Source organism: Jiulongibacter sediminis, assembly GCF_001306455.1.
Taxonomy (GTDB): domain Bacteria; phylum Bacteroidota; class Bacteroidia; order Cytophagales; family Spirosomataceae; genus Jiulongibacter; species Jiulongibacter sediminis.
This window is the reverse complement of the sequence record NZ_LGTQ01000009.1, coordinates 198,073-214,174: the sequence shown is the minus strand read 5'-3', so window position 1 is coordinate 214,174 and position 16,102 is coordinate 198,073. Positions and strand designations below refer to the sequence as shown.

Here is a 16,102-nt window from a genome sequence, read left to right as displayed (position 1 = left end):
TTAGTCTACTGACCGACGGATGTTTAACTTTCGTTTTTTCTCAATCAGTTGAAATTCAATAGATTCAGATTTCTGCTGCTGAAGATTTACCGTTTTAGTGAGTTCTTCAAAATAATATTTAGTACCGGTTATTGATGCCGGCATTTGAACCGTGTACACGCCGGAAAAGAGATTAAAGTTAAACTCGCCGTTCTCCGTAGTCAGGGTGGTAAATTCCTGACCGTTCTGATTTTTGGCAATGATCAACATCCCGCTCAAATCTAATTTTGTGGTAAGCGAATAGTCAGAAGTTTTGAGCGAAATCTTTCCATGAATCGTTTTTGATTCTTTAAAAGCTAATGAAACTTCGGTGTCTTTTTTAAACTGAATGGTGTCTGAGGAAAGCTTATCCGGAAGCCAGCCCATGATATTTCTGCTTTCTTTTAGGTCTACCACATAATTGTCATTTTTGATATTTTTGAGCACCCCTTCACCCTTACTATTGGTTCGGAGTCTCTGGCCATTAACAATTAGATTTGCCCCTTTTAAAGGCTGCTCACTAGCATCCCAAGTATTATTGGCATTGCTGTCTTTAAACAGTCTTACCCGTAAAGTGTGATACTTTTTAAAAGGCAATTTGAGGTTAAATGTCTTGTAAAAAGCCACACTGACAAAGTATGAATTTTTAGGATTCAGAACATTGACCGTATTGGTCATGCTGAATGACATTTCTCTTGACGGAAAATCAAATTCTACTTCAGCCTGCGTATTCAGCATATTAACGTTACCCTGAGAGGTGCGGTAATAGTTGGCCGATAAACGAGTCTTGAGTCGCTTCAACTGAGATGAGCTCCAGAATAGGGCATATTGCTGCCTGTTTTGCCAGGTCGATGTTCTGTCATAATACAGGTAATCAAAATAATAGAAAGGCCCGTATTCGTATTTGAGATTAAAGCCCAGAGATTTCACCTTGCCTGATACACTGGCATTATAGGTATTGAATAGGCCCAGCTCCTGCCCTTCTTTCTCCATTCCGGCTCTGACCATATTTAACTGAACTACCTGATCTCCAAAACGACCTCTTCTGAAATAGTTTAAGCTCAGCTTTTTACCTACAACCGGCGAGTTTAATAAAGAATTTGAAGAACTAAGTCCTACATTTTGCAGCTGGTAATGTTCCCCGGCTTTCGCTGTTAGTAGCCCATCACCAATTTTAGAGCCAAACTGAAAACCGTAGTCCGTATTCTGAAAGGTAGTCTGCTCCACATATTCGGTAAAATCATTTTTGTAGAGTGACGGAGTTCGGGTATTGGTGTTGGCAAAACCACCTAGCCTCAAAGGCCCCAAATGAAGAAGGGCCTGATGATTTTGGAAGTTCAGACCTCTGGCCGTTCCCGGAAACCAGGAGCTGGTGATCCTGACATTTGACTGAACCGAAAACCATTTTTGAACACTGGCCAAAGCACAATTCAGGGAATAACCATTTTCAGAGATTCCAATTTTTTCTGCCTTTTCATTACTCAGGCCACCTCCAATTCTTAGTCTGAGTTTTTTATTTCTCAAATTCAGGCTATTCTCAACATAACTTGAGGTAACTCCGTTGTCTTTATTTACTGAATAGTAGGCTTCGGTTTCATTAGTTATAGCATTCTTTAGTGAAAAAGACTGACGGAAGCCGAGCGAAATCCCCTGATAAAAAGTTGGCCGTAATGCGAGGACCTCAAAATCTTTAGATCCAAAATGGTAACCTACTCTACCTCCTATTCCAAAAATCTGACTTTGAAAAAAGTCCTGAACAGACCCTACTTCAACTCTCGCTTTCTTTCCTCGGTAGGCCAGACTGTGGTAGCTGAATCTTGCATCGTACTTGTCATTAAAAATAAATGACTGCGATCGAATCCCCAGGAAAGAACCATTCTCAAACTCCACATCTCCGGAGAGGTTAAGAATCTGTGAAAAATTGTATTTCGACATCCCATTGGCCTGCCATCTTAACGATAAAGGCAAAATGTATTTGTCCGATGGGTTTGCCTTAAATTCAGAAGGAGAAATTAATATGCGTTGTTGAAGAGTTTTTGAAGTACCTCTGCTTGCCACATTGATCACAATATTGTCTTCCAACTGATTTAGTTGACGACTTCTGACTCCCACCGTGATCAGTGTATCTGTGGCAGGCCCCAGCAATATCTGAGTACCCTTTGAGGGTAATGTTAACATAAACTCCGAGGTTAAATCCACCTCAAACAGTTCATACCGATTACCATGATTATAGAGATAGAAGCTGAAATTTGGCAAAGCCTCATCATCACCTACATAGATGACCGGATTCAGCAATTTAATATCCCAATTATTAATCTGACTGAGAACCACACGAATGTAGCGGCGAATTTGCTCTCCGGTCAGAGCGTCTTCAAGGTCAATGATGACTGGGTAGGGTTTACCTCCAAAGGAATGATCACCCGGTTTCAATCGAAAAGAAAGGATATTCTCTTCACCCGCTCTAACTTCTGTAGAGGCCGGTAAATCTCTCAAAAGGCTCCAGCCTGACGGAAGAGACATTTTGACGCGGAATGTTTTCGATTCTGAACTGTGATTGAAAATGCGGATGGTATTGAAACCAAATTTACCCGGAGCGATATGCATAGAGTCTGAAAGAAACTGAACTGATACAGATTGCTCCGATAGCATCATGTCCTGACCGTTGGCATGTGACACCCACGACAGAGCACTTAGAAGAAGAAATATTTTTATCAGTCTTTGCACGTAAATCCCTTCCAGGGTTAAATAGAAAAGGGCAGGAAGTCTGAACCTCCTGCCCTTTACAAATCAAACACCGTACCAATTAAGGCTGGGCCTCAAGCGTATAGGTAATTGTAGCAGAGTAAGTACCCGGCTCCAATACATAAAGATCTGCTGGCGTATAAGTTAAGTTGTAAGCAATAGTTCCTGTTTTTTCTTTCCCTCTTCCACCAGTTTCTACAGTAGCACCAGTAGTGCTCATGGCTTGGCCGCCAACTGTTAGGTTACTTACAGGGATTGAAAAAGCACCATCCGATTCGTTTGTGATATCACCATCTGCTGCAGCAGTAATTTGCCAAAGCTGGTTCGTCTTAATTTTGTATGAATGACTACCAGAGGCTGAAAGAGTTCCTCCATCCAGGTCTGTTTCTGTTGCAGATACAGTTACATCTTCTCCTGGAGTTGTTTGAAAGGACATAACTGGAGGGATAGACACGCTCACATTGAAATTTTGGCTAAATCCAGCAAAACCAAAGAAGGCGAAAGCTACGGTTAAAAGAGATTTTTTCATTTTACTTTTTGTTTAAAATAGTGTTTGCAGATTAACACGTCTCTGCAGGTACGTTGTTATTAATAATTGAACTTTAGTACGAGATCAATGAAGTATTCAGAGGTGACTTTAACTGAAGTGTAGTATCCAATAACAACAAAGCAGATATCAGGGCGGACCAAGGACCATGCAGCCTTAGATTTAAATACGTTTTTTTCTGACAAATCTGTTTGCTATTCGAGAACCAAACTTCATTTCCACTTTCGTGGATAATCAGTCACTTTTCCTGAGGACTTTAACTATTAATTCAAGCCTCTGAAATTGAATTTGAATTCTTCAAATAACTTTATCGAGTAGGCTATTTTTCAACCCTAATCGTTGTCAATTATCACCCAAATTCTATGCCAAATTTTATTTCGTATTTACAAAATAAATTTTCGTATATGTAAAAACTGAATTCGTACTTGCTTGAGAAGATTATGGATCCAGATTTAACCGTAAGACTATCAGGGGCTTACCCTTTATTTTAGCTGAATATTCTTGTGTGGTAAAGTAGGATTAAAAGCCCTGTTACGTTCGTTTCTAAAGGGAGCTTACAGTGAAAAGCACATTCATGGCATAGGTACCTGCTGGCTGGTCAAAGGACGGAGAAGCTTTAAAATCAACATCGAATTCATTTTTGCCACCAAAAAGTCCGGTCCCTCCAGATTTCAAGGGTACTCCTACAATAGATAATGGTAAGTAGGGTGCCAAACCTTTACCAGATCTGAGTGAAAGTACGGTACTTGGCATGTCAGATAAATCACCTGTTTCCACTTTCGTAAAGAAAGGAGTTTCTGCCTGTGCACTAGCTACCCAAAGTTTGTTTGACCTTACCTGCAGTGTTGCCGCCTTACCATTTGTAAGACCACTTTCAAGCTGCTTTTCGGTAGCAAAATTAAAATTTGTAGTGTTTGCCGTACCCGGCTTTAGACGAATCTGTGCTGCTTCAGGAATTATAATCTCTACCCTAAAAGAGGCTTGACCAGATACACGAAGTGTACCGGCCACAAGGGCGATCAATGCAATCTTTATTCCTGACAATTTCATTAGTTAAAAACAAAAGAAACATCCCTGTTTCTAAATACCAAACTTTTATTCAATTAATCGATCTCTTTCAGACAACGAAAACCGATATGAAAAAGGCTTGTTTCAGGTGTGGAAGAAGAGCGTCCTGAAACCCTGTAGCCATGACACCAGGTAGGCTCACAAAGAAACGAACCTCCTCGTTGAGCTTTTTCCTGATCCATTCCTCCCGGAAAATCATCAATGATAAGGGCTCTGTAATCAAATTTATAGTTTAGGCACCATTCCCAGACATTACCGCTCATATCTGTTAAACCTATTGGAGTTTCGCCGTATTGGCCCACAGGTGAAGTCTCTGAAAAACCATCTTCAACTCTGTTGAACTCAGGAAAAATCCCATTCCAAACATTGGCTTTAAAGCCTAATGAAGTGCTTAAAGAATCTCCCCATGGATAAATAGACCTGGAATTTTCCGCGTTACGGGCAGCATGCTCCCATTCTATTTCATGAGGCAGTCTTTTACCTGCCCATTGGGCATAAGCCATAGCATCACGCCAAGAGACCTGGGTTACCGGATGATCATCATTAGCAGCTGGAAAATCAGGACCCATCGGGTACCGCCAGTTGGCTCCATCTTTTAGGATCCAATTTTTACCGGTGGATTCATGAATAACTCCGGCATTGCCAAATTCTTCGGCTTCAGTTTTATAACCTGTAGCTTCTACAAACTCACGAAACTGAGCTACCGTAACCGGTGATTTATCCAGAAAATAAGGTTTTACACGAGCCCAAAATAGGGGCCTTTCATGATCAAAACCTTCTTCAGAGCCAATTCTGACATTACCACCATTGATAGCGATCATGCCCTCAGGAGCTTCTTTGTCGTTGATAATCATTTCCTTTTCCTCAGGCTCAGCCGTGCCTGTATAAAGAATAGTAACGGGTAGTTCTGCTCTGGGCGAGTTTATATCAGTGCTGCTTTTGGTTTCTTCACTGCCACCACAAGCCAGCAAGATCAGAGTAAAAAACAAACTAATAAGGGAAATTCTTATTGGTGCCAATCCTGGATACTTTGAGTTAAGGTTTTATATACTTTTAATAAGTCAGGGTCTTCTTTTACAAGCTTTTTGTGCTTTTCAATGGTACTTTCATCATCTCTGACAGCAGGCCCGGTTTGTACCTGAGCCGGATGTTCAGCCTTCATGGCTTTTTGAAAAGTTTCAGAAATTAGGGGTTTGAGAATTTCAAAATCAATCTCCTCTTCTTCAACTATTTCTTTTGACAAAGCCCACAGGTGATTGACAAAGTTACAACCAAAAACCGCAGCAACATGAAGAACCAAACGCTGATGTGAGGTGATTTCGCTCACATTTCCGGAGATTTTTTGAGCAATTCCCCTCAAAATTGACAAGGTATATTCGTCTTCCCCTTCAATACAGATGGGTACTTTCCTGAAATCAACCGGAACACCTCTCGTGAAGGTCATCAAAGGATAAAAAACTCCCATTTTTACCTCAGGGTTTCTTTCCAAAGCAACAGACAGCTCACCCAAAGTTTTCGCACCGGAGGTATGCACTAAAATGGCCTCTTTAGGAAGGCGTATTTCAGAAGCTACCTGGACAATGGCATCATCAGAAACGGCCAGAAAGAAAACTTTTGAGGTGCTATTGCTGAAATCAAGATTCGTTTGCACCGCAACATCATAGGCATAACCCTGCATATCAGCAGCTTTTCGCTTCTTCCGGGCAAAAACCTCGGCCACATTGAGATCATTTTCTTCAAAAACCTGAATAAAATGCCAGGCGATATTGCCCGTTCCTATGATACTTATATTCATTTGGTCTTGGTCTGCCTTTCACAGGTCTACTGCCTGATGAATTGACCCTAAATATATGTAGATTGTAAGACAATTCAACCCTGAATCTGAAAATGAAAAGCCTGATCCTTGCCTTCGCGGCACTCGTTTGTTTTGGCTGTTCCGCCCAAAAAAATACAAACAAGGAAGTATTGAACGCCACAAGTTCATTCTTGGAAACCTTGTCGGCAGAACAAAAAAAGAGGCCGTTTTCCCGCTGGAAAGTCAAGAACGAACCAACTGGTTTTATACCCCCGTACCCAGAAAAGGCCTTGACTACCGCAAATTAAATTGAGCAAAAGAAACAGGCCATGGATGTCCTCTCGGCTTCTTTAAGTGAAAGAGGTGCTTCTACAACAAAGGCCATTATGCAACTGGAAGGGGTTCTTCACGTATTAGAAAACAGGCCGGCTGGTAGCGACCACCGTGACCCGGAAAAATACTACTTCTCCATATTCGGGGAACCCTCTGCAGATAAACCCTGGGGATGGCGGATAGAAGGACATCATTTGTCCTTGAATTATTCTTCTGCCAAAGGTAAAATCTATTCTGCCACCCCATTATTTTTTGGCACAAACCCGGCAAGAGTACCCGCAAACATGCCTTTGCCTGAAGGAACCGAAGTATTACAAAAAGAAACTCAGATGGGTTTTGACCTTCTTCATTCCCTGACATCAGAACAAAAAGCCATAGCCAAGACAAGTAAAAAAGCCCCTTATGATATGGTGAGTTCTAATAATAAAGTGGCTGTGGTTAACCAATCTGAAGGATTATCTTACGAAAGAATGAGCACTGATCAGAAGGAGGCTTTCACCAATATGCTCAGATATTATATCAGAAGGGCACCGTATGGGTTTGCCACGGAGCTACTTCAAAAGGTTGAGAACGTGGGTTTCGAGCACCTTCGTTTTGTCTGGATGGGTGCTGAAGAGTGGGGAGCCGGACATTATTATCGAATTTCTCATCCGGTAATATTGGTGGAATACGACTGTACTCAAAATAACGCCAACCATGTTCACACCGTGGTCAGTGATTTAACAAACGACTGGGGCGAAGACCTCATTCAAAAACACATCAGAGAAGATCATTAAGGTTTTGGAATCATTTGAAAGCCTCTAACTGTTATCAGACAAAACCAAAACTTATCAAACAATGAAAATTGCTTTACAATCTGTCATTCTGTTTTTTGCCTTTTTCCCATTTTATCTGGGTTCAAAGGAAACTAAAAGAGAAATCACTATTTGCCACGGAGACCTGCCAACTTCAATGGCCGATTTCGTTTCAGACCCTGAATTCGTCAAAATGCATCCGCGTCCATTGAGGATCATTCATGAAGGGCCGGGAGAAGAAATTAAATTTGATACTCCTGATGGTAAAATGGCTTCCGGTTATTTCATCAAAGCCAAAACCGATTCAGATAAATGGCTTTTCGTGTATCAGGAGTGGTGGGGATTGAATGATCATATTCGCACCGAGGCAGATAAATTTTATAAAGACCTTCATGGAGATGTCAATGTTTTAGCTCTTGACATGTATGATGGAAAAGTTGCTTCTGACCCGTCCGAAGCAGGTAAGCTAATGCAGGGTGCCGATCAGGCTAGATTACAAAGTATCATTAACGGAGGTTATGAATTTGCCGGAGATAACGCCAAAGTGGCCAGTGTAGGTTGGTGCTTTGGTGGTGGTTTATCCCTTAAATCAGCCTTGGCTGGCGGACAACAAAACGTCGGCTCTGTAATGTATTACGGAATGCCTGTGCAGGATGTGGAGCAATTGAAAACCCTAAGTTCTGACGTTCTTGGTCTTTTTGCCACGGAGCAATGGATTAGTAAGGAAGTAATAGAGGAGTTTGCTTCAAACATGAAAAAGGCTGATAAGAAACTGACCTATAAGATTTTCCCGGGTGTGCATGGTTTTGCCAACCCAAGTAACCCGAATTACGATGCGGAAAATACTAAAGTCGCTTATGGCATGGCCTTGGGTTACCTGATGTCAAAATTCAACGGGTAGAGATTTCCTGCTCGATCCATTTCAAAACCACATCGGTAGCCCCGGTGTGGTTTTTTACATATTCCGAGGCCAGGTTTGACGTTTTCGAAAGGTCTTGTTCGTTTAGAAGAAAGTAAGAAAGCTTATCTTTCAATCCCTCCCCATCAGCTATTGGAAAAGCTACCTTTTGCTCAATTAAGTCATTGGCCTCCTGGAATTTATCAAAGGATTTATCTCCAAAGAAAATAGGCATACCAAAAGTAGCAGCTTCCAGAATATTGTGTAGCCCCTTCCCAAAAGCACCGCCGATAAAAGCAAAATCGCCGTAGCGATAAACTGAAGAAAGCAAACCAATGCTATCAATGAAAAGAACTTCAAAACTCTCCCAATCTGTTTCAGAGTTGATTTCCGAAAATTTAAGACATGGCTTTTCAATTTTAGCGATCCAGCCATCAATTTGCTTCTGATTTATTTCGTGGGGTACGATGACGAATTTGAGATTTTTGGAGTTGGAAGGTTGAAGGTTAAAGGTTAAAGGTTGAGAACCAGCACTATCACCATTCTCCGTCCTCCCTTCTCCCTTCTCCCCATTTCCCGCTTCCTGCTTCCTATCTCCAGCTTCTGTCAGTTCGAGCGTAGCCGAGAACACTCCCATCAAAACCTCCATATCCTCTTCCCAAACCGAGCCGCAAACCATCAGTTTTGAATCCCCTTTAAATCGTTCAATCTCTGAAACTTCCCGACTCGATTTTAAAGTATCCGCTACACGGTCAAAGCGAGTATCGCCGGCAAGAGTGGTTTGAGGAATATCAATAGAATTGAGCAACTCCTTTGTTTGCTTATTCTGCACAAAAAAATGATCGAACCTTTTCAAGGTATTACGACCGAAACCACCCCACCATTTAAAGAAATACTGATCTTTTCTGAGGATGGTTGAGATTGAAATCAACGGAATTTCTCTTCTCTTTAGCTCAAAACTAAAACTTCTCCAGAACTCATATTTCACAAATACCGCAAGCCGCGGTTGATAAAGATCAAGAAAGGCATTGACCTCCCCGGGCAAATCAAAAGGGAGATAACAAATGATATCAGCCCCTTCATAATTCTTTCTGATTTCAAAGCCTGATGGAGAAAAGAAGGTCAAGAGAATCTGCCAATCCGGATGCTGCTTTCCAAACCTTTCCATCACTGGTCTGCCTTGCTCAAATTCACCTAAAGAAGCACAATGGAACCATATGAGGGGTTTACTCTGGTCTCTCAAAACGGTATTCTTCCAATTTTTATCACCTTTCATTTTGAGCCTGGTCTTAGAATGAAAAACCCCAGCAAATCGTAAGGCCAACTTCACAAACCGGAGAAGAGAAGCATAAAGAAGTTCTGTGAGTGATCTCATGAGAAGAAATTTGAGCAAATATATCCACTTATATAATGTCCGACATCGTATTTGAGTCGAAATCCCTATCTTTGCCCCCTGATTTTTAAAGGCCTCCACGGGGGCATTTTTTGATAGATCAAGCACAAAAATATTTATGAAATATCCTGAGTACAAAGCGGTCAATTACGCCGAGGTGGCGAACGAAATTCTGGAATTCTGGGAGAAAGAAGACATTTTCAGAAAGTCAATTGACGAGCGTGAGGGCAGTCCAACGTTTACCTTTTACGAAGGCCCTCCTTCCGCAAACGGCACCCCGGGTATTCATCACGTGATGGCCCGTACTATCAAGGATATTTTTTGTCGCTACAAAACGCTTAAAGGTTTTCAGGTGAACCGTAAAGGCGGCTGGGATACGCATGGTCTTCCTGTTGAACTTCAGGTAGAGAAAGAACTTGGCATTACGAAAGAGGATATCGGAAAGAAAATTTCTGTGGCCGAGTACAACCAGAAATGCCGTGAAGCGGTGATGCGATTCACTGGCCTGTGGTCGGATATGACCGATAAAATGGGGTATTGGGTGGATATGGATGCCCCCTATATCACCTATAAAAACGAGTATATTGAGAGCCTTTGGAATCTCCTTAAAAGGCTCTACGACAAAGGCTTGCTCTACAAAGGCTACACCATTCAGCCCTACTCTCCGGCTGCAGGAACCGGCCTTTCTTCTCATGAGCTTAATCAACCGGGCACTTACCGCGATGTGAAAGACACCTCGATGACCGCACAGTTTAAAGTTCAGAAAGACGAAAAAAGTCAATTTCTTTTTGATCAGGCAGGAGATGACGAGGTCTATATTCTGGCCTGGACGACCACGCCATGGACGCTGCCTTCCAATGCGGCCTTGACCGTTGGAGCCGGCATTCATTATTCTTTAGTCAAAACCTTCAATCCATACACGCATTTGCCTGTTAATGTGGTGTTGGCTTCTGATAGAATCGGAGCTTATTTCAACGAAAAAGGCAAGGATGGTGATTTTGAGGCCTATCCGACTTCCGACAAAAAGATATTGCCTTGGACTGTCCTTGGAACTTTCAAAGGTTCAGAGTTGACCGGTATCCATTACGACCAGCTGCTTCCATACGTTCAGCCTGAAGAAGGTGATGCATTCCGTGTCATTTCAGGTGATTTTGTGACCACTGAAGACGGTACTGGTGTGGTACACACTGCTCCTACTTTTGGTGCAGATGACTTCAGAGTGGCTCAGCAAAACGGTGTTCCTGCTATTTTGGTGAAAGACGAAAACGGAAAAGACATGCCTTTGGTTGATCGCAAAGGTCGTTTTGTAAAAGAAGTGGCAGATTTCGCACTAGAGTATGTCAAAGCCGAATACTACACGGATGAAGAGATTGCTGCTGAAACAGAAAAGCAGGGAAGAGATAAATATTTATCTGTCGATGAACGAATCTCCATTAAACTTAAGGAAGAGAACAGAGCCTTCAATGTGCAGAAATACGAGCACAATTATCCCCATTGCTGGCGTACGGACAAACCTGTTCTGTATTACCCGCTAGATAGCTGGTTCATCAAAACCACAGCCGTAAAAGACCGGCTGGCTGAACTCAATAAAACGATCAACTGGAAACCGGAATCGACCGGTACCGGTCGATTTGGCAACTGGCTGGAGAATCTGGTTGACTGGAACTTGTCCCGTTCCCGTTATTGGGGTACTCCGTTGCCCATTTGGCGAAACGACGAAGGCGAAGAAATTTGTATTGGCTCGGTAGAAGAGTTGAGTCAGGAAATTGAAAAATCAATCGCTGCTGGCTTTATGACTGAAAATTACCTCAAAGGAGGTGATTACGAGTCATTTGACCTCCACCGCCCTTATGTCGACGATGTTATTCTGGTTTCTGAAAGTGGCAAGAAACTCTTCCGTGAGCCAGACCTGATCGACGTTTGGTTTGACTCCGGTGCTATGCCTTATGCTCAGTGGCATATGCCGTTTGAGAATAAAGAGATTTTTGACAAAGCCTACCCTGCTGATTTCATTTCAGAGGGTGTGGATCAGACGCGTGGCTGGTTCTTTACCTTGCATGCCATTGCCGGAATGTTGTATGATTCCGTAGCCTTCAAAAACGTGGTTTCTACTGGTCTGGTACTCGATAAAAACGGAAACAAGATGTCCAAACGTCTTGGCAATGCCGTAGACCCGTTTGAGACGTTGAAAAATTACGGAGCTGACCCTACCCGCTGGTACATGATCACCAATGCACAGCCCTGGGATAACTTACGCTTTGACCTGGCCGGTGTAACCGAAGTACGGAATAAGTTCTTTGGTACTCTGACCAACACCTATAACTTCTTCGCGTTGTACGCCAATCTGGATGGATACAATTTCACTGGTAACCCTGATTTAAGCAAGTGCACCGAGCTTGACAAATGGGTATTGTCAAAATTGCAAACACTCATCAAAGAAGTGGATGCCGCTTATGAAGATTACGAGCCAACCAAAGCCGGACGAGCGATTCAGGAATTTGTCACCGATCAGCTTTCGAACTGGTATGTGCGTTTAGGCCGCCGCCGTTTCTGGAAAGGCGAAATCTCAGATGATAAGAAAGCTGCCTATGAAACCCTTGGGCTATGTCTTAAAACAGTTTCGCAACTGATGTCGCCCATCGCTCCTTTCTATGCCGACTGGCTGTACAAGAACCTGACTGGAGACGCTGAGAAAGTATCAGTGCACCTTTCAGATATGCCTGTAGCCAAAGAAGAATGGATCAATGCCGACCTTCAAACCAGCATGGATTACGCTCAAAGAATCAGCTCCATGATTCATGCCTTGCGGAAAGCCAATAAACTGAAGGTAAGACAACCACTCTCAAAGGTGTTAGTGCCTGTCTTATCAAAAGAAACCCGTCAGTTGATTTCTTCGGTGGATGAACTCATCAAAACCGAGGTCAATATCAAATCTGTGGAATATCTGGATGACGACTCCGGCGTATTGAGCAAAAAAGTGAAACCGAACTTTAAGACGCTCGGGCCGAAGTATGGCAAAAACATGAAAGATGTTGCTGCTGCCATCAATGGCATGTCAAAAGAAGATCTAAAATCGCTGGAAACGAGTGGCAAAATTCAACTTGCTGTCGGTGAAATCGAATTGGGTGATGTGGAAATTCAAACGGAGGATCTTCCAGGCTATCTGACCGCTCAGGATGGTAACCTCACTGTAGCCCTTGACATCACGATCACCGAGGAACTGAAGAATGAAGGAATCGCCCGCGATTTTGTCAACAAGATTCAGAATTACCGGAAAGACAGTGGCTTTGAAGTCACAGACAAGATCAATATCCAGCTACAAAACAATAATGAAGAACTGGCCAAAGCTATTGAAGTTAACAAAGATTACATCTGCCAGGAAGTACAGGCTCTTTCTTTGGAAGTGATTGACAGTTTGAGCGATGCGGCAGAGCTGGAGATGGATGAGTTTGTTTTGGTGGTGAAGATAAGAACAGCATGAGAGCTCTTTGCATTTCACTAATATTTATTGGATTAAGTGGTTGTCAGAAACTTGAATTTGACAAAATTGATTCATGTGGACAAGGGCTTTTAACTTTAAACTACGCAGGTAAAAACGTCTGTGCCTCCACCGAAATTAAGCCTAAGCTGACCTTAAAACCTGTTGAGTCTTGTAAAAAAAAGAAGGCAGAAAATGTCTTTAAACTTAGCCTTGTCTTTGAAGATGAGGGCAATTGGCTAGAAACGGAAGATGGTATTGTTCAAGGTTACCTTAAAATTGTTATTGAAAATTTCTCTTTTGAGAGTAAACGTCCTCAAAAATTCTTGGTAACAGAATTTGATAGAGGAGGTTGTAGCTTCCTAAGCTATCCTTTTCAACAATCAGATTTTCTAAAAGGAGGCACTATTATGATCACCCGAAAAACTGAAAGTACTTTTTCTGCCCACGTTGAGTTTATTGTCAATATCAAAGGAAAAAGAAAATCCATTTTAGGTTTTATCAACAAAATGAATTATGAAATTTCCGAAAGTTGAGAAGCAAATAATAGTGAAACCTTCACTGAAAAAAATGAATATGATCATCGTAAATCCAGTTAACCAAGCGGTGCTCGTTTTTTATTCTTCTTGACCAGTAATTCTTTTTGAACCATTCCACGAGCTTTTGGGATAAATTCAGGCAATAAGGCAACAGCTATTGATTTTCCATCAAATTCTGCTGATTTTAAGTCAATAAACCAATTTCGGCATGAAAGTCTTTTCCCTCGTCCTCTTCCTTTTCTTCTCAACCTTTAATGTTTTTGCCCAAAACAAAGAAATCATTCGGACGGAGCGAGCTCCGAAAGCCTTAGGTCCTTATAGTCAAGGGGTCAAATCCAATGGTTTTACATATCTGGCTGGCCAATTAGGCATCCATCCGGCTACAGGAGAATTGGCCGCTGATTCCTTTGAAACAGAGGTCAAGCAGGCTCTGGAAAATATCAAAGCTATTTTGGAAGCCGGTGGTGGAAGTATGAGCGACATCGTTAATACCACGGTCTATCTAACTGATCTGTCTAAGTTTTCAATTTTCAACGACATTTATGGCACTTATTTCACTGAAAATTTTCCGGCCCGAACTACAGTCGGTGCCTACGCACTACCCAAAAACGCCCGAATTGAAATTGCAGTTGTCGCCATTTCGAAAGACTAACTAGCCTTCCTATCTTTGCCGCCTCATAACAATAACAGGAAATGATTAAAGCAAACGAGTATTTTGAAGGAAATGTGAAATCATTAGGCTTTGCCACCGCTGAGGGAGATTCCTCAGTAGGCGTAATGGAGGCCGGAGAATATACGTTCGGGACAGGCAAACCAGAAATCATGCACGTAATTGAAGGTGAAATGAGCATTCTTTTAAAAGGTGAAACCGAATGGAAAACCTATAAAGCCGGTGAGCATTTTAATGTGGAAGGTAATTCATCTTTTGACGTAAAAACCAGCGGACAAACAGCCTATTTATGTCAATACCGTTAAAAACATCAACTCATTAATAAAAGAAGAGCGGCATTTCGTCGCTCTTCTTTTGTTTATCAGGTTCGTTTTCTGATTTTTGATAATTCCATATCTGAGCTCTGTGAGAAAACTTCTATTCCTGCTTCTTCTTTCTTTTTCGCTTCGGGCACAGCTCACACCTGATGAAGCTTTCAAGGGGGCCTTAAAGTATTTAAGCGAAACACAAACTGACAACACCATAGAGGGAAAACAGTATAAAGGTGAATGGCCGGTTTACATGGAATTGACAGAGCCTTATTTTTTTATCGGCAAAAGGCAAAGGGCACGTGATTCTAACTGCTTTACTGTTTCAGCAATTCATAATCAGCTTGCTGAATTGTATTTGGCCGACAGCACTCTTTCAGAGCTGAAACCTATGCTGTCAAAGGCTTTTGAGGAAATTCAAAGCTACAAAACAGGGCCGGAGTTCAACTTCTGGAAAGCTCTAACTCCATTAAAAGACCATCGCCTACGTTTAAGCAGGCCAGAGGAGTTGCCTTTGGTCAGACGACCAACCAACTTTAGTTTCAAACCCCGCCTGGTGCAGAAAATGGCTAATGTGGCCAATGATGCCGACGACACTAATCAGGGAAATCTGGCTATTTGGTACCATAATCGTGTTTTTAAAGATACATTGAATCTGGTTTCAGCGGCAAAATTTGAATCCAGAATTGACCTTAAACGACAAAACAGGAATTGGTATAACTACCTCTTTCATACACGCAAGAACTCCGGAGCTTACCTCACCTGGTTTGCCGATGAGCATGATTACGGTTTCTGGAACCCGGCCTACGGATACCTCTCTGTCCTCAGTATTTTTCTACCTTCCAGCTCGGCTTATCCCAGAGCATACAAGCCCTGGGTCCCCTTTGGAGCCAACGATGTTTGCCCCATTGTGAACGCCAACATCCTGACCTATCTGGCAAAGAGTCATCAGTTAGAAGACGCGGTTTCGGTTAAAAATTCGGCTGAAATGATTCACCGTATGACCAGAAAAAATATGTGGAATACGGCCGGAGTTTATTATCCGAATGCTCAGCATTTATCCTACAGTGTGGCCAAAGCCTATGCCTCTGGTGTAAATGACCTCAAAGAAGCAGCAGCGGATACCAAGGCATATCTTTTAGCTAGCCAAATGGAAGATGGGTCATTTCTAAGCAAACCTTGGGTCAATTACCACGATACCATTCAAACAACTACATATGCCCTTTCGGCAATGCTCAATCTGCAAAAAGCCGGTTTGGAGATTAACCAAAGTAAAATTGACAAAACAGTCAACTTTCTTCTCTCAAAAGCCATTCAAGACGAAAACGGAATTCATTGGAAAGGGGGCGTTTACTTTACCGGAGGTACTGCTCTCCGGAATATCCTTCATTGGGAGTCTGATGCTTACACCACCTCTCTTATTGCCGGAAGTCTTCAGCAGGTTTTGAAGAAAGAAAAAAGTGTCAAAACTTTGAACTAAAATCATCGTGCTTTACTTTTGTAAGTGATTACTTACTTT

15 protein-coding genes are annotated in these 16,102 nt (G+C 42.2%); 8 read left to right on the top strand and 7 right to left on the bottom strand.

Going from position 1 to position 16,102, the window contains the following annotated elements:
• From AFM12_RS11630 to AFM12_RS11610, 5 genes are all read right to left on the bottom strand, one after another.
• The gene (locus AFM12_RS11630) at positions 1–2,742 is read right to left on the bottom strand and encodes a carboxypeptidase regulatory-like domain-containing protein (RefSeq protein ID WP_055148360.1); all 2,742 of its coding nucleotides are present in this window, start codon (positions 2,740–2,742) and stop codon (positions 1–3) included.
• 79 nt (positions 2,743–2,821) lie between these two features.
• The gene (locus tag AFM12_RS11625; RefSeq protein WP_055148358.1) at positions 2,822–3,289 is read right to left on the bottom strand and encodes a hypothetical protein; all 468 of its coding nucleotides are present in this window, start codon (positions 3,287–3,289) and stop codon (positions 2,822–2,824) included.
• Between the two features lie 561 nt (positions 3,290–3,850).
• The gene (locus AFM12_RS11620; RefSeq protein WP_055148356.1) at positions 3,851–4,357 is read right to left on the bottom strand and encodes a hypothetical protein; all 507 of its coding nucleotides are present in this window, start codon (positions 4,355–4,357) and stop codon (positions 3,851–3,853) included.
• A gap of 53 nt (positions 4,358–4,410) precedes the next feature.
• Positions 4,411–5,394 (bottom strand): formylglycine-generating enzyme family protein, encoded by a 984-nt coding sequence (locus tag AFM12_RS11615; protein WP_229308496.1) that lies wholly within the window; start codon positions 5,392–5,394, stop codon positions 4,411–4,413.
• Positions 5,382–6,170 (bottom strand): Rossmann-like and DUF2520 domain-containing protein, encoded by a 789-nt coding sequence (locus AFM12_RS11610; RefSeq protein ID WP_055148353.1) that lies wholly within the window; start codon positions 6,168–6,170, stop codon positions 5,382–5,384. The genes AFM12_RS11615 and AFM12_RS11610 overlap by 13 nt, the downstream gene beginning before the upstream one ends.
• Before the next feature lie 92 nt (positions 6,171–6,262).
• Here AFM12_RS11610 and AFM12_RS11605 point away from each other — a divergent pair, with 92 nt between their 5' ends.
• From AFM12_RS11605 to AFM12_RS11595, 3 genes are all read left to right on the top strand, one after another.
• Positions 6,263–6,478, top strand: a complete 216-nt coding sequence (locus AFM12_RS11605; protein WP_131458331.1) for a hypothetical protein — start codon at positions 6,263–6,265, stop codon at positions 6,476–6,478.
• Positions 6,479–7,279: a DUF3500 domain-containing protein gene (locus AFM12_RS11600; RefSeq protein WP_262489876.1), complete on the top strand. Its 801-nt coding sequence runs from the start codon at positions 6,479–6,481 to the stop codon at positions 7,277–7,279. It abuts the gene before it with no gap.
• A gap of 61 nt (positions 7,280–7,340) precedes the next feature.
• Complete coding sequence (locus AFM12_RS11595; protein WP_055148345.1) at positions 7,341–8,198, top strand: dienelactone hydrolase family protein; 858 nt, start codon at positions 7,341–7,343, stop codon at positions 8,196–8,198.
• Here the strand turns inward: AFM12_RS11595 and AFM12_RS11590 are convergent.
• Complete coding sequence (locus AFM12_RS11590; protein WP_055148342.1) at positions 8,188–9,570, bottom strand: 3-deoxy-D-manno-octulosonic acid transferase; 1,383 nt, start codon at positions 9,568–9,570, stop codon at positions 8,188–8,190. The genes AFM12_RS11595 and AFM12_RS11590 overlap by 11 nt on opposite strands.
• Before the next feature lie 136 nt (positions 9,571–9,706).
• Here AFM12_RS11590 and ileS point away from each other — a divergent pair, with 136 nt between their 5' ends.
• The gene (gene ileS / locus AFM12_RS11585) at positions 9,707–13,069 is read left to right on the top strand and encodes an isoleucine--tRNA ligase (protein WP_055148340.1); all 3,363 of its coding nucleotides are present in this window, start codon (positions 9,707–9,709) and stop codon (positions 13,067–13,069) included.
• A complete protein-coding gene (locus tag AFM12_RS11580) occupies positions 13,066–13,602 on the top strand; it encodes a hypothetical protein (protein WP_055148338.1) in 537 nt (178 codons plus the stop codon). Before ileS ends, AFM12_RS11580 begins: the two co-directional genes overlap by 4 nt.
• Positions 13,603–13,624: 22 nt before the next feature.
• Here the strand turns inward: AFM12_RS11580 and AFM12_RS20050 are convergent, their stop codons facing one another.
• On the bottom strand, positions 13,625–13,723 hold the full coding sequence (locus AFM12_RS20050; RefSeq protein WP_157687382.1) for a type II toxin-antitoxin system YoeB family toxin: 99 nt from the start codon (positions 13,721–13,723) through the stop codon (positions 13,625–13,627).
• A gap of 90 nt (positions 13,724–13,813) precedes the next feature.
• On the opposite strand from AFM12_RS20050, the gene AFM12_RS11575 reads away from it, so the two are divergent.
• The 3 genes from AFM12_RS11575 (at position 13,814) to AFM12_RS11565 (ending at position 16,063) form a co-directional block, all read left to right on the top strand.
• The gene (locus AFM12_RS11575) at positions 13,814–14,257 is read left to right on the top strand and encodes a RidA family protein (RefSeq protein WP_082391310.1); all 444 of its coding nucleotides are present in this window, start codon (positions 13,814–13,816) and stop codon (positions 14,255–14,257) included.
• A 41-nt stretch (positions 14,258–14,298) separates the two neighbouring features.
• Entirely contained in the window at positions 14,299–14,580 is a 282-nt protein-coding gene (ppnP, locus tag AFM12_RS11570; RefSeq protein WP_055148335.1) for a pyrimidine/purine nucleoside phosphorylase, read from the top strand.
• 100 nt (positions 14,581–14,680) lie between these two features.
• The gene (locus AFM12_RS11565) at positions 14,681–16,063 is read left to right on the top strand and encodes a prenyltransferase/squalene oxidase repeat-containing protein (RefSeq protein WP_131458329.1); all 1,383 of its coding nucleotides are present in this window, start codon (positions 14,681–14,683) and stop codon (positions 16,061–16,063) included.
• Positions 16,064–16,102: the final 39 nt, after the last annotated feature.